This window comes from Streptomyces sp. CA-106110 (assembly GCF_050936285.1).
GTDB lineage: Bacteria > Actinomycetota > Actinomycetes > Streptomycetales > Streptomycetaceae > Streptomyces.
This window is the reverse complement of record NZ_JBNJNB010000001.1, coordinates 1,862,672-1,876,728: the sequence shown is the minus strand read 5'-3', so window position 1 is coordinate 1,876,728 and position 14,057 is coordinate 1,862,672. Positions and strand designations below refer to the sequence as shown.

Here is a 14,057-nt window from a genome sequence, read left to right as displayed (position 1 = left end):
GCAGCCTGCGTTCGAGGCAGGGCTCCCAGGTGGGTGTCGGCACCCACGGCCTGCACGGCGGCACGGGGTCCGAGCGCCCGGCCCTGAACCCGGAAAGGATCGCGGCGTGGATGCGGCCGGCGGTGGACGGCCCGCACATCATCTACGGCGATTGTGCGCCCGGAGCCTTCGGTCACGTGCGGCCTCACAGGGTTCCCGGGTGCCCCGGGAACCCGGCGAGCGTCATCCCTCAGTCCGCGGGCGGGAGTTCGCCGGAGCCGCGGGTGATCAGCCGGGTCGGGAGTTCGATGCGCTCAGGGGCGATCAGAGTGCCGTCGAGCTGGCGGAACAGCCGCTCGGCGGCGGTGCGGCCGAGGGCGGCGGCGTCCTGAGCGACGACCGTGACGCCGGGCTTGAGGAGATCGGCCAGCTCGAAGTCGTCGAAGCCGACGAGGGCGACCGGGCGGTCGTGCTCGGCGAGGACACGGACGACGGTGACCGTCACACGGTTGTTGCCCGCGAAGATTGCGGTCACGGGGGAGGGACCCGACAGCATCTCCTCCGCGGCGGTGCGCACCCGATCCGGATCGGTGACGCCGAGGGACATCCAGGAGTCCTCCACGGATATGTCCGCGTCCTCCATGGCGGCGCGGTAGCCGCGCAGTCGCTCGGCCGCGGTGTGGATGCGCGGCATGTCACCGATGAAACCGATGCGGCGGTGGCCGTGGGCGATGAGGTGGGCGACCCCGTTCCGGGCGCCGCCGAAGCTGTCGGACAGCACCACGTCGGCGTCGATCCGGCCTGCGGGGCGGTCCACGAACACCGTGGCGACGCCGGCCTTCATTTCCGGCTCCAGATAGCGGTGGTCGTCGCCGGCCGGGATGACGACCAGTCCGTCTACGCGACGCGCGCACAGCGCGAGCGCCAGCTCCTGCTCGCGGTCCGGGTCCTCCGCGCTGGAACCGTTGATCAGCAGGGCGCCATGGGCGCGGGCGACTTCCTCGACCGCGCGGCTCAGCGGGCCGTAGAACGGGTCCGCGAGGTCCTCGAGGACCAGGCCGATGCTCGCGGTGCGGCCCTTGCGGAGCACCCGCGCACTGTCGTTGCGGCGGAAGCCCAGTGCCTCGATGGCCTCCTGGACGCGGCGTTCGGTGTCGGGGGTGACCCCGGGCTCGCCGTTGACCACGCGCGAGACCGTCTTCAGGCCGACTCCGGCTCGCGCGGCCACGTCCTTCATGGTCGGACGATTGCCGTAGCGGTTCTCGGGTCGTCGGGCGGTGTCGGGCACGATGCGCTGTCCTGTCCTGTCGTCCATGGGGGTGCGGCGGGCCCATGGGTGGTATGAGGATGTGGCGTCGAGCATAGAGCCTGGACAACGTTGTCAGATCCAGGAGACACTGTCCACCGCAATCTCCGGCCTGCGCCTTCCCGCATAGGCGCCTCCTGCCAGTGCCCGGCCGGGGGAACCGGACCCATGGCGGCGGCCCGCCGTCCGCCGGGCCGGTACGACTGAAGCATTGGGAGATCTGACCAGGATGCACACCGACCTCGTGGCCGCACTCGACATCGGCGGCACCAAGATCGCCGGAGCGCTGGTGGACGGCCATGGCCGGATTTTGCTGCGTGCGCAGCGTGCGACGCCCGCGCAGGAGCACGGCGACACCGTCATGGGGGCCGTGGAGGAGGTCGTGGCGGAACTGGCGGTCTCTCCGTTGTGGAGCAGGGCGCAGGCCGTCGGCATCGGCAGCGCGGGGCCGGTGGACGCGTCCGCAGGAACGGTCAGTCCGGTCAACGTTCCGGGATGGCGCGGGTATCCGCTGGTGGAGCGGGTCCGGGCCGCGACGGGCGGACTGCCCGTCGAGCTGATCGGCGACGGCGTGGCGATCACGGCCGCCGAGCACTGGCAGGGCGCGGCCCGCGGCCACGACAACGCGCTGTGCATGGTGGTGTCGACGGGCGTCGGCGGAGGCCTGGTCCTGAACGGGCGCCTGCACCCCGGTCCGACCGGGAACGCGGGCCACATCGGGCACATCAGCGTCGACCTCGACGGCGATCCGTGCCCGTGCGGATCGCGGGGCTGTGTGGAGCGCATCGCGAGCGGGCCGAACATCGCCCGACGCGCCCTGGAGGGCGGCTGGCAGCCGGGTCCGGACGGCGACGCCTCGGCGGCCGCGGTGGCGGCCGCGGCGCGTGCGGGCGACCCGGTGGCCATGGCCTCCTTCGAGCGGGCCGCTCAGGCGCTGGCCGCGGGGATCGCCGCCACCGCGACCCTCGTGGAGATCGACATCGCGGTGATCGGCGGGGGAGTGGGCAAGGCGGGCGACGTCCTCTTCGCACCCCTGCGCAAGGCCCTGACCGATTACGCGACCCTCTCGTTCGTGCAGCGCCTGACCGTGACGCCCGCCCAGATGGGCACGGATGCGGGTCTCGTGGGTGCGGCAGCCGCGGCGCTTCGCGGCAGGGAGAACGCGGCGACGGCGGGCCTCCCGATCTGATCGCGGACGGGGACGACCGGCACGCGGCATCGCGGGGAGCCGGGCGGGGAGTACGGGTACCGGGGCGGCGTGTACGGCTGCGCCCGGTGGACGGTGCCGCTGCGGCTGCTGAGGTGAGTGGCCGAGCGTCCCGGCAGGGGCCGCCGCATGTGCGCGAGGGGCCCATAGGGCTCGTCCTGCCGTCGATGGCCGGCTCTGAGCCCCTCCCGCGCGAACCGGGAAGGCGCCCCGTCGCCGGTTCACCGGGGGCGCCACGCGCGGCTCAGCGACTCGAGCTCAGCAACTCAGCTTCGCGTCCGCCCAGTCCGCATGGTCCGAGTCGATCCCGTCGCCGCCATCGGTGACGATGAGGCGGACGACCCGGGCGCCCGTCACCTTCGCGGTGAGCGGCTGGGCGGCCGCCGCGTTGGTCAGCACCCCCGTCGAGGCGACCGTGGTGCCGTCCGCCGTGATCTCGAAGGCGACCGTGCCCTTGCTGCCCTTCTCGTCGTCCACGCCGACCTCGGCGGTCACCGTCTCGCACGCCCCGCCGGTGTAGTAGGCGATGTCGCTCGCGGCGTGCGCGCCGAGCCCCTTGGCGTATCCGACCCCGCCGATGGTGAGCGGATGGCCGTCGCCCGCGGCACTCTCCCCGTTGCTGGTGTCGCGTTCCACCGGCCCGTACCCGTTGGCCGCCGACAACCACGGCAGATCGCTCAGATATGAGACCCCCGAGGGCGGTGGCACGACCACGGTCGCCGTCACCGGCACCACGCTGTCGACCCGCGCGCCCGTCGGCGACCGGTAGGCCGCCCTCAGCGTCAGCCCGTACGAGCCCGTCGCCGTGCCCGGGGGAGCGGTCACCTGCCACACCGTGTGCAGCGAACGTCCCGTCGGCAGCGCGCGAGCGGTCGCGCGCGAGGCCGCCGTCACCGTCCAGCCGTCGGGCCCGGTCAGCGTCACCGACACATCTCCGGCCGGTGTGCGGCCGAGGTCGGTGACTGTCGAAGTGACGGCAGCCGTCCGGCCGGACTCGATCAACGGGCTTCCGTCCAGACCGAGTTCGACGGCCGGCGGGTGCTGCGCCCAGTGCCGGTCCGCGGTGACGCGGACGAGGACCGTGCCGTGCGCGGGTACTGTCGCCGAGATCGTGCCGGCGGTGTTGTAACTGCGGTGCTGCCACAGATCGCGCAGCGTGTACGCGCTCGCCGTCGGCAGACCGACGGCCCCGGCGGTCGTGCTGATCCGCTGGGCGTCGCCCGTCTCGTTGAAGAAGGCCACCACCCGGCTGCCGTCCTTCATCTCCTTGGCGACCACCCAGCGCCCGCCCTCCGAGGAGACCACCGTGCCCTGCTTGCCCAGCGGGTCCTGGTCGACGGCGATGACCTCCTTGTTGCCGAGGATCTCGAACGTCGCCGGGGAGGCCTTGCGTAGATCGGATCCGATGAGCAGCGGAGCGGCCATCACCGACCACAGGGAGAAGTGGGTGCGGTACTCGGTGTCGGTCATACCGCCGTTGCCGACCTCCAGCATGTCCGGGTCGTTCCAGTGCCCGGGGCCCGCGTACGGCGCCAGCGGCAGGTTCTGCTTGAGGATCGACAGCATCGAGCCCCAGTTGTCGCTGATGTCGCCGGTGGTGCGCCACAGATGACCGACGTCCGAGGCCCATTCCCACGGCTTGTTCTGGCCCCATTCGCAGATGCTGTAGACGATGGGGCGGCCTGTTGTCCGTGTGGCGGTCTGGAGTGCGTCACGCATCGTCGTGTAGCGCAGTTTGGCGTCCACGCCCTGGTTGTTGCAGTTGTCGTACTTCAGGTAGTCCACGCCCCAGTCGGCGAACTGCTGCGCGTCGCTGTACTCGTGGCCGAGCGCGCCGGGGAAGCCCGCGCTGTTGCACGTCTTCGCGCCTGCGCTCGTGTAGATCCCGAGCTTCAGGCCCTTGGAGTGGACATAGTCCGCGACGGCCTTGATCCCGTTGGGGAAGCGCGCTGGGTCGGGCACGAGCTTGCCGTCCGTGTCGCGCGAGGGCAGCGCCCAGCAGTCGTCGAGGTTGACGTACTGGTACCCGGCGTCCTTGAGGCCCTTCTCGACGAACAGGTCCGCGATCCCCTTGACCATCGACTCGTTGAACTCGGCGCGGCAGTGCGTGGAGTTCCAGTTGTTGAAGCCCATGGGCGGGGTGAGGGCGAGGCCGTCGGCGAGCGCGGGCGCGACAGGGGCGGCAGCGGGTGCGGCCAGGGCCGGAGCGGCGAGCCCGGTCGTACACAACAGGACCGCGCCGAGCGCTCCGACCACTCTTCGGCGGGTTGTGCGGGTGAGAAGGCGACGCATCGTTACGTTCCTCTCTCTCGCGTTAGAGATGGGATGTCTGCATGCTCGCGTCAATCGTGTTCGCTTACGGTAGGCCGTGTTGGACTGTGGTGGAAGGGTGCCGGTAGGGCGTCTCCGATATGACGTCAGAACCCCGATGGTGGCCCTACATAGGAGTGAGATCCCGAGCCTCGCGTTCGATTGTGATGTGACACTCCGGGAGAGGTGCGTGTCGCGGTCACCGTTGATGGGTCTCGATGTGCCCGGCGATGTGGCAGGACATCGGATGTCAAGGGCGCAATCTCTTGCATGGTGCGCCGTCGGGGCCGACGCCGTCGCCATCGAATGGGGTGCCACCGGCGAAGTCCCGGGCCGGGCCGGACACTCGACTCCCGACGAGGCGTCAGCTCGTGCGTGACTCCTGCCCCGGCTCCGCAGTTGAACAGGGCATGAAGAAGCGCAGCATGCTCGCCATCGCCTCCCTCGCCACCGGATTCGTCGTCGCCGCCATCACTCCCTCGCCCGCCGCCGACCACGACGGGCTCGGCGACCTCAACGTGAAGGACACGTTCACCACCGTCGACCACACCATCGGCCACGACAGCCTGGCCGTGGACGAGGGCACCCTGGGCGAGAACAGCTGACGAGACCCGCGACGCGGCGCCGGTGCCTGTGGACGGCAGGGGTACCGGCGCCGTGGCACGCCGGTCGCCGGATGCGCCCTCATCAGCGCCGGGTTTCCGTGGCAGGGTGGAGCGGGCAAGCCACAGGGGGCCAACAGAAGAGGGGGAACCGTGATCGTCTGGATCAACGGTGCGTTCGGTGCGGGGAAGACGACCACCGCACGGGAACTGATCGAACTGATCCCGAACAGCGCGCTCTTCGACCCTGAGGTCATCGGCGGGGCGCTCACGCACCTGCTGCCGGCGAAGCACCTCGCCGACATCGGCGACTTCCAGGACCTGCCGATCTGGCGGCGGCTGGTGATCGACACGGCGGCCGCGATGCTCTCGGAACTCGGCGGTGTGCTCGTGGTTCCGATGACCCTTCTCCGCCAGGAGTACCGCGACGAGATCTTCGGTGGGCTCGCCGCCCGCCGCATCCCCGTGCGCCATATTCTCCTCGCTCCGGCTGAAACGATACTGCGGGAGCGAATAGCCGGTCGGGAGGTCCCGTCGGACCTGCCCGACGGCGACATGCGGGTCCGGCAGTGGGCGTACGACCACATCGAGCCCTATCGCGCCGCGCTCGGCGCCTGGCTCACCGGGGACGCGTACCCCGTCGACACCGGTGCCCTCACCCCGCACGAGACCGCCGTGCGGATCGCCGAGGCCGTCCGTTCCGGCTCCGCGTCCGTGTGCGACATCGTGCAGACGCCCGAGCCGACCGCCGAAACCGTCGCCGCGGGAGTGCTGTTGTTCGACGAGCAGGACCGTGTGCTGCTCGTCGACCCCACCTACAAAGCCGGCTGGGAGTTCCCGGGCGGCGTCGTCGAACCCGGTGAGGCCCCCGCCCGCGCCGGCATCCGCGAGGTCGCCGAGGAGACCGGCATCACGCTGGACGAGGTCCCGCGGCTGCTGGTCGTTGACTGGGAACCCCCCACGCCGCCCGGCTACGGCGGACTGCGCCTCCTCTTCGACGGCGGCCGCCTCGACAGCACCGAAGCCGGCCGTCTCCTGCTGCCCGGCCCTGAGCTGCGCGACTGGCGGTTCGTCACCGAGACCGAGGCGGGGGATCTGCTTCCGCCGGTGCGCTACGAGCGGCTGCGCTGGGCGCTGCGCGCACGCGAACGTGGCGCGGCGCTCTACTCGGAGGCCGGCGTCCCGGTCGACTGAACCGCGCGCTGCCTGCCGACGGCGACGTCCCGGGTCGGCTCAACTGCGCTCTGCCCGGAGGCGGGACTGCCCACCGCGAAGCGGGGGCGGAGACGCGAGAGGGGTGCGCCGACATCCGTGGGACGGGAGTGGATGGACCTCCGGCCAGCGGCGAAGTTCCTTCGCCGCTGGCCGGAGCCATGGAGTTCGCCGCGTGGACCGGAGCCGGTCAGCTCGCCGCGTAGTTCTGCAGGAACAGCGCCTCGGTGACCGACAGACGCTCCAGCTCCTGCGGAGAGACGCTCTCGTTGACCGCGTGGATCTGCGCCTCCGGCTCGCTCAGACCGATGAGGAGGATCTCCGCCTTCGGGTACAGCGACGCGAGGGTGTTGCACAGCGGGATGGAGCCGCCCTGGCCGGCGTACTGCATCTCCTGGCCCGGGTAGGCGACCGCCATCGCCTCGGCCATGGCCGTGTAGGCCGGGCTGGAGGTGTCCGCGCGGAACGGCTGCCCCTGCCCGATCTGCTCGGTCCGCACCCGTGCGCCCCACGGGGTGCGCGCCTCCACATGGGCCTGGAGCAGCTTCGTCGCCTCGACCGCGTCCACACCCGGCGGCACCCGCAGGCTGATCAGCGCCCGGGCGCTCGCCTGGACCGACGGGGTCGCGCCCACCACCGGCGGGCAGTCGATGCCGAGGACGGTGACGGCCGGACGCGCCCAGATACGGTCGGCGACCGACCCCGAGCCGATCAGCCCGACTCCCTCGAGCACCTTCGCGTCCGTGCGGAACTGCTCCTCGGCGTACTCGACTCCGGACCAGCCGGCATCCGACGCCAGCCCCTCGACCGTCGTCGACCCGTCCTCGGCCCGCAGCGAGTCCAGGACGCGGATCAGGGCGGCCAGCGCGTCAGGAGCGGCCCCGCCGAACTGGCCCGAGTGCAGATTCCCTTCGAGGGTGTCCACCTGGACCCGGACCAGGGTCATGCCACGCAGCGTGGAGGTCACCGTCGGCAGGCCGACGCGGAAGTTGCCCGTGTCGCCGATGACGATGGTGTCGGCGGTGAGCAGGTCAGGGTGCTCCTCGGCGTACCGCTCCAGACCGCCGGTGCCCTGCTCCTCGGAACCCTCGGCGATCACCTTGACGTGCACGGGCACGCCGCCGTTCGCCTTCAGGGCGCGCAGCGCGAGCAGATGCATGATGAGACCGCCCTTGCAGTCGGCGGTGCCGCGGCCGTACCAGCGGCCGTCGCGCTCCGTCAGCTCGAAGGGCGGAGTGGTCCAGCCGGCCGGGTCGAGCGGCGGCTGCACGTCGTAGTGCGCGTACAGCAGCACCGTCTTCGCGCCCTCGGGGCCGGGCAGGTAGCCGTACACCGACTGCGTGCCGTCCGGGGTGTCGAGCAGCGCCACGTCCTCGAAGCCCTCGGTGCGCAGCGCGTCGGCGATCCACCGGGCGGCGCCCTCGCTCTCGCTCTTCGGGAACTGGTCGAAGTCCGCCACCGACTTGAAGGCCACCAGTTCGGTGAGCTCTTCCTTCGCCTTGGGCATCAGCGAGGCAACAGCCTCGGCGACCGGATTCGACGACATGGGCACGCTCCTTGTAGGTGCGACGTTGTACCGATGAGTACGTCCTGTACGGGTATGCGTAGGCGCGTACTGGTGTGCAGTGCGCATACGCTGCCGATCCTCCCACAGTGGCCTGTGACGACGCCGCCGTAGGATGCGGGAGGCAGGTGCGGCAGTCCTTGGGATCGGAGGCAGTGGACCATCGTGAGCGGCGAGAACTCTTCAGCGGACGGCGTACAGCGGGTGTGGGACGTCGTCGTGGTGGGCGCGGGACCCGCGGGTGCCTCGGCCGCCTACGCGGCAGCCGTCGCGGGGCGCGGCGTGCTGATGCTGGAGAAGGCGGAGCTGCCGCGCTACAAGACGTGCGGGGGCGGCATCATCGGGCCCTCCCGCGACGCCCTGCCGCCCGGGTTCGAGCTGCCGCTGCGCGACCGCGTGCATGCGATCACCTTCTCCAACAACGGACGTTTCACCCGCACTCGCCGCTCCAAGAACATGCTGTTCGGGCTGATCAACCGCCCCGAGTTCGACCAGCAACTCGTCGAGCACGCGATGAAGGCGGGCGCCGAACTGCGTACGGGCGTGACCGTTTCACGGGTCGAGCAGCACGGCTCGGCGGTGCCCGACCGGCGCACGGTCGCCGTTGTCCTGCAGGGCGGCGAGACGGTGCTGGCGCGCGCCGTCGTGGGTGCGGACGGCAGCGCCAGCCGTATAGGGGCCCACGTCGGAGTCAAGCTGGACCAGGTGGATCTGGGCCTGGAGGCGGAGATCCCGGTACCGGAGACCGTGGCCGAGGACTGGAAGGGCCGGGTGCTCCTCGACTGGGGCCCGATGCCCGGAAGCTACGGCTGGGTCTTCCCGAAGGGCGACACGCTGACGGTCGGTGTGATCTCCGCTCGTGGTGAAGGCGCCGCGACCAAGCGGTACTTGGAGGACTTCATCGCCCGGCTCGGGCTCGCCGGCTTCGAACCGAGCATTTCGTCCGGGCACTTGACCCGCTGCCGCGCCGACGACTCGCCGCTGTCGCGCGGGCGGGTGCTGGTGTGCGGGGACGCGGCGGGGCTGCTGGAGCCGTGGACCCGTGAGGGCATCTCGTTCGCGTTGCGGTCGGGGCGGCTCGCAGGGGAGTGGGCGGTGCGCATCGCGGAGGCCCACGACGGGGTGGACACGCGCCGGCAGGCTCTGAACTACGCGTTCGCGATCAAGGCGGGACTGGGCGTCGAGATGAGCGTCGGCAAGCGGCTGCTGGCCGCGTTCGAGCGTCGTCCCGGTCTGTTCCACGCGGCTCTGACCGGGTTCCGTCCCGCCTGGAATGCGTTCAAGGACATCACTCAGGGGGCCACGTCCCTGGCCGAGATCGTCCGCAGCCGCCCGATCGCCCAGCGTGCGCTGACCGTGCTGGACCCTCGGCCCGCGGGCGAGAGCGCCGGCTCCTGACCCCGGTGCGGGTCAGCTCTTGACCGTGATGTGGAAGACGGGGTGGTCCGGGGCGATGCGGCGCAGGTCCGCGTCCGGGGAGTCGGGCCCTACGCCCTTGAAGAAGACGCCGACCTCCGCCTTCCAGCGCTTGAGGTAGGCGCGCAGGAGCGGAACCTTGTCGTCGTCGGCGACTTCGGTCGCGGTGAACACCTCCACGTTCTTCCCGAGGTGCAGTTCGCCGCCCCCGGCCGCGCGCATGTTGTGGGTCCACTGGACGTGACCGCGGGGGGCGAGCAGGTACTGCCGGCCGTCCACGGTCAGCAGGTTCACGGGAGTGGTGCGCCACTCACCGCTCTTGCGCCCGCGGACCGCGAGGACGCGGGACCCCCAGATGCTGATGCCGCGGCGGGTCAGCCAGGCCACCGCATTGTTGAAGACGTTGACGGTGAACCAGCCGGGCTTCTGCACGTGCGTGGACATGGCCGCATCCTCCTGGACGGAAAAGTGTGAGCAGTGCTCTCGCTTGGATGAGTATGGGCGTGATCGGCGCTCCAATGCAAGAGCAGTGCTCTCGTTAGTGTGTGGTGCTCTCGTTTTTGGGCATCGCTTTACTTGGAGAGCGGTGCTCTGTGTGGCGGGGCGTTCCCAGGAGCGGCGTTGGTGGGTGCGCGGCGGCTGCCTGCGCGGCGGATCCGTGGTGGGTGTGGCGGCGAGTTTCCTGCGTGCGGGGCCGCCGTTGAAGCGCAACGCATGATGTCCGGATCGTCGTCGCAGAGCACCGCTCTCGTTTGTGTGCACTGCTCCGCATCCGTGCAACACTGCCTGTATGAGCACTGCACAAGGGGCTCGCGCCCGTGCCCGGATCGAAGTCACCGCCGCCATCAAAGAAGAGGCGCGCCGACAGCTCGCCTCGGAAGGCGCCTCCAGACTGTCGCTGCGTGCGGTCGCCCGCGAGCTCGGCATGGTCTCCTCCGCGCTCTACCGTTACTTCCCGAGCCGCGACGACCTGCTCACCGCCCTCATCATCGACGCCTACGACTCCCTGGGCGAGACCGCGGAGGCAGCCGACGCCAAGGCCGGCGATGTCGCCCCCGCGCAGCGCTGGGTCACCGTGTGCGAGGCGGTGCGGGGCTGGGCGCTCGCGCATCCGCATGAGTACGCGCTCATCTACGGCTCGCCCGTGCCCGGTTACGCCGCGCCCGAGACAACCATCCCGCCCGCCTCCCGGGTCGGCCTCCTGCTCCTCGGCATCGTGCGCGACGCGTATCGGCAGCGCGGTGTGGCCCGCCCGCGGGTGCCCGCCGAACTCGAGCCCGAGGCCCGCCGTATGACCGCCGAACTGGCGCCCGACCTCCCGCCGGAGGTCGTCACGGCCATGGTGGCCGCCTGGGCGCAGCTGTACGGACTGGTCGGGTTCGAGTTGTTCGGGCAGTTCCACAACGTGGTGGAGGACCGAGGCGCGTTCTTCCGGCACGCGGTGGCCCAACTCGCCCACGGAGTGGGCCTGGTGTTCCCCTAGGTCCGTCGACAGGTTCCGGCCTTCGGGAAGTTGATGGGCAGGTTCCGGCCGTCGGCAAGTCGACACGGTCCAGCCCTGATCCAGCCCTATGGAGTCGGGCTCTTCATGGGCAAACCTGGGCAAACCGCGCCTCGGGCAGCCGAACCCTCCCGCAAGTGGGTCACCTTCACCCGGCACTTCAGCGCCAGGTTCTGCGGGAAAGTCCGGGCACGGCTCTCAGCTACGCCGACGGGCGTTCAGCCGGGCGGCCTGGCGTGTCAGGTGGTCGCGCTCGGCGAGGTTGGGTGCCTTTTGGGCCGCATCGACGTACAGCCGTGCCGCTGTCTCCAGGTCGCCGTCGCGCTCGTGGAGGTACGCGGTCACCGCGGCGTGGCGAGGCAGCGAGTCGTTCAGTGCCGCGAGCGCCGCCAGCCCGGCGCGCGGTCCGTCGGCCTCGCCGACGGCGACGGCGCGGTTGAGCCGGACGACCGGGCTGTCGGTCAGGCGCGTGAGCTCGTCGTACCACTCGACGATCTGTACCCAGTCGGTCTCCTCGGCGGTGCGCGCGTCGGCGTGGAGTGCAGCGATGGCGGCCTGGGCCTGGAACTCGCCCAGCCGGTCGCGGGCTAGGGCCGTCTGCAGGATCTCGACGCCCTCGGCGATCGACTTGGTGTCCCAGCGGCCGCGGTCCTGCTCGGCGAGCGGTACCAGGCTGCCGTCGGGTGCGGTCCGTGAGGCCCGCCGGGCGTGATGGAGCAGCATGAGGGCGAGCAGTCCCGCCACCTCGGGGTGATCGATCGCGGCCGCGAGCTGCCGGGTGAGCCGGATGGCCTCGGCGGCGAGGTCGACGTCGCCGGAGTAGCCCTCGTTGAAGACCAGGTAGAGGACGCGCAGCACGGTGGCGACGTCGCCGGGCTGGTCGAACCGCACGCCGGAGACGGTGCGCTTGGCCCGGCTGATGCGCTGCGCCATGGTCGCCTCGGGCACCAGGTAGGCCTGGGCGATCTGGCGGGTGGTCAGCCCGCCGACGGCGCGCAGCGTGAGCGCGACCGCGGACGACGGCGTCAGCGACGGGTGGGCGCACAGGAAGTAGAGCTGGAGCGTGTCGTCCACCGCGGGCGCGGGCCCGGGCGCCGGCTCCTCGTCGAGGAGGTCCTCACGCCGGCGGCGGGCGGCGTCCGCCCGGGTCGCGTCGAGGAACCGGCGCCAGGCCACGGTGACCAGCCAGCCCTTCGGGTCGCGCGGCGGGTCGGTCGGCCACACGCGGAACGCCTCGATCAGCGCGTCCTGCACGGCGTCCTCGGCCGCCGCGAAGTCGGCTCCGCGGCGGACGAGGATTCCGAGCACGCTCGGGGTGAGGCTCCGGAGCAGGGCCTCGTTCATCGGTGAGGTCACTCCGTGATGGTGGGCGGCGCGGCCATGATGGGGCGTACCTCGAGCCACTCGTGGATCGGCTTCCCTCCTGCCCCGGGGGCGGCCGACAGTTCCCCGGCCAGCTCGACGGCGCGGTCATGGCTGTCGACGTCGATGATCATCCAGCCGGCGATGAGGTCCTTGGTCTCGGCGAACGGGCCGTCGGTGACCGGGGGACGCCCCTCGCCGTCGTACCGGACCCACGCCCCCTCGGGGGCGAGTCCCTGAGCGTCGACGAACTCGCCGGTCTCCTCCAGCCGGGCCGCGAAGTCGTGCATGTACTGCACGTGCGCCGAGATCTCCTCCGGCGTCCACTGATCCATGCACACGTCGTTCACCGGAGCCGGGGCGCCGCGGTAGTGCTTGAGCAGCAAGTACTTGGCCATGGGGTTTCTCCTCGGTACTGGTGCGACCCATTGTGGTCACGTTCACCGCTGGGACGGAGCCGGTCACGGGTTCTCGACATCGCCGTCAGATTTTTTTGAGTCGACCCAGGCTGATCTACGAAGAGGCGGGGATCAGGACGACCTTTCCGGCGACCGTGCCGGACTCGGCCAGCCGCATGGCCTCGGCGACGTCGGTGAGCGCGAGCTGGGCGGCGATCCGGGCGGTGACCTCACCGCGCTGAAGGGCGCCGAACACCGCGGTGAGGTCGTCGCGCAGCCGTGCTCGGAAGCGGTCCTTGCTGAGGGCGCGGCCCGCCCAGACGTTGAAGAAATACGCGTGGCGGCCGTTGGGCAGCGCGTTCCACCACCACACCCGGCCCAGGATCTTCAGTACCGGCCACTGCTTCGAGCCCGTGTCGTCCCTGGTCGCGGCACTACCGTAGGAGACCAGCGTGCCGCCGGGGGCGAGCAGCCGCCATGAGTCGATCACGCTTCGGCCCCCGACGTGGTCGAAGACCGCGTCCACTCCGCCCGGAGCCAGCGCGCGGACCCGGGCGGGAACGTCCTCGGTGCGGTAGTCGACGGGAATCACTCCCATCTCCCTCAGCGCGTCGTGGTGGCGTGCGGACGCGGTACCGATCACCGTCAGGCCCGCCGCCTGGGCGAGCTGTACGAGGGCGGTGCCGACGCCGCCGTTGGCGCCGTGGACCAGGATCGTCCCGCCGGTGCGGATGCGGGCCTTGCGGTGCAGCATCTGCCACGCCGTGATGCCGTTGACCACCAGGGTCTCCGCCTCCGCCGCGCCGACACCGACGGGCACCTCCACCGCGTCGGCCGCGTCCAGGACCACATGGCTGGCCCAGCCCCCGACCTTGACCAGCGCCGCCACCCGCTTCCCGACGAGTCCCGGCCCAACCCCCGTACCGGCAGCGAGCACCGTCCCTACGAGGTCGTACCCGGGCACGAACGGGAAGGTCGGCTGGTCGTAGTACCGGCCGCGGCGCATCTGCTGCTCGGCGAAGGAGACTCCGGTGGCCTCCACCCGGACCACGATCTGGCCGGCATCCGGGTCCGGAACGGCTCGGCGCCGGAACTGAAGCCCCTCGGGTTCGACCGTTCCCGGCAGGACGACCTCGACGAGTTCCTTGCTTCCCATGACGACCTCCGCTTGGTGACTTCGTGTGGCTCGGTGGGTGAGCC

The 14,057-nt window shown here is 71.1% G+C and carries 12 protein-coding genes; 5 read left to right on the top strand and 7 right to left on the bottom strand.

From position 1 onward, the window contains the following. Positions 1 to 229 precede the first annotated feature (229 nt). Positions 230 to 1,294 carry a LacI family DNA-binding transcriptional regulator gene (locus tag ACQEXA_RS08710; RefSeq protein WP_432939807.1) on the bottom strand — a complete coding sequence of 355 codons (1,065 nt, stop codon included), beginning with the start codon at positions 1,292 to 1,294 and terminating at the stop codon, positions 230 to 232. A gap of 220 nt (positions 1,295 to 1,514) precedes the next feature. Here ACQEXA_RS08710 and ACQEXA_RS08705 point away from each other — a divergent pair, with 220 nt between their 5' ends. Beyond that, positions 1,515 to 2,474, top strand: coding sequence for an ROK family protein (locus ACQEXA_RS08705; RefSeq protein ID WP_432935484.1), 960 nt, complete (start codon positions 1,515 to 1,517; stop codon positions 2,472 to 2,474). Between the two features lie 276 nt (positions 2,475 to 2,750). Here the strand turns inward: ACQEXA_RS08705 and ACQEXA_RS08700 are convergent, their stop codons facing one another. After that, entirely contained in the window at positions 2,751 to 4,784 is a 2,034-nt protein-coding gene (locus tag ACQEXA_RS08700; RefSeq protein ID WP_433129284.1) for an NPCBM/NEW2 domain-containing protein, read from the bottom strand. Between the two features lie 428 nt (positions 4,785 to 5,212). On the opposite strand from ACQEXA_RS08700, the gene ACQEXA_RS08695 reads away from it, so the two are divergent. Continuing rightward, complete coding sequence (locus ACQEXA_RS08695; protein ID WP_359396557.1) at positions 5,213 to 5,407, top strand: hypothetical protein; 195 nt, start codon at positions 5,213 to 5,215, stop codon at positions 5,405 to 5,407. 150 nt (positions 5,408 to 5,557) lie between these two features. Next, positions 5,558 to 6,598 (top strand): NUDIX hydrolase, encoded by a 1,041-nt coding sequence (locus ACQEXA_RS08690; protein WP_433129282.1) that lies wholly within the window; start codon positions 5,558 to 5,560, stop codon positions 6,596 to 6,598. Positions 6,599 to 6,806: 208 nt separating this feature from the next. Here the strand turns inward: ACQEXA_RS08690 and ACQEXA_RS08685 are convergent, their stop codons facing one another. After that, positions 6,807 to 8,162: a dipeptidase gene (locus ACQEXA_RS08685; RefSeq protein WP_432935489.1), complete on the bottom strand. Its 1,356-nt coding sequence runs from the start codon at positions 8,160 to 8,162 to the stop codon at positions 6,807 to 6,809. A 183-nt stretch (positions 8,163 to 8,345) separates the two neighbouring features. Here ACQEXA_RS08685 and ACQEXA_RS08680 point away from each other — a divergent pair, with 183 nt between their 5' ends. Then, positions 8,346 to 9,578 carry a geranylgeranyl reductase family protein gene (locus tag ACQEXA_RS08680; protein ID WP_432935491.1) on the top strand — a complete coding sequence of 411 codons (1,233 nt, stop codon included), beginning with the start codon at positions 8,346 to 8,348 and terminating at the stop codon, positions 9,576 to 9,578. Between the two features lie 12 nt (positions 9,579 to 9,590). On the opposite strand, the gene ACQEXA_RS08675 is transcribed toward ACQEXA_RS08680, so the two are convergent. Continuing rightward, positions 9,591 to 10,040 (bottom strand): nitroreductase family deazaflavin-dependent oxidoreductase, encoded by a 450-nt coding sequence (locus tag ACQEXA_RS08675; RefSeq protein WP_359396549.1) that lies wholly within the window; start codon positions 10,038 to 10,040, stop codon positions 9,591 to 9,593. Positions 10,041 to 10,386: 346 nt separating this feature from the next. Between ACQEXA_RS08675 and ACQEXA_RS08670 the strand changes: the two genes are divergently transcribed. After that, positions 10,387 to 11,079: a TetR/AcrR family transcriptional regulator gene (locus ACQEXA_RS08670; protein WP_432935493.1), complete on the top strand. Its 693-nt coding sequence runs from the start codon at positions 10,387 to 10,389 to the stop codon at positions 11,077 to 11,079. A 216-nt stretch (positions 11,080 to 11,295) separates the two neighbouring features. Here ACQEXA_RS08670 and ACQEXA_RS08665 read toward each other — a convergent pair whose 3' ends face one another. The 3 genes from ACQEXA_RS08665 to ACQEXA_RS08655 form a co-directional block, all read right to left on the bottom strand. Then, positions 11,296 to 12,441, bottom strand: a complete 1,146-nt coding sequence (locus tag ACQEXA_RS08665) for an RNA polymerase sigma factor (protein WP_432939809.1) — start codon at positions 12,439 to 12,441, stop codon at positions 11,296 to 11,298. Between the two features lie 8 nt (positions 12,442 to 12,449). Beyond that, entirely contained in the window at positions 12,450 to 12,857 is a 408-nt protein-coding gene (locus tag ACQEXA_RS08660) for a YciI family protein (protein ID WP_432935495.1), read from the bottom strand. A 115-nt stretch (positions 12,858 to 12,972) separates the two neighbouring features. Beyond that, positions 12,973 to 14,013 carry a medium chain dehydrogenase/reductase family protein gene (locus tag ACQEXA_RS08655; RefSeq protein ID WP_433129280.1) on the bottom strand — a complete coding sequence of 347 codons (1,041 nt, stop codon included), beginning with the start codon at positions 14,011 to 14,013 and terminating at the stop codon, positions 12,973 to 12,975. Positions 14,014 to 14,057 lie beyond the last annotated feature (44 nt).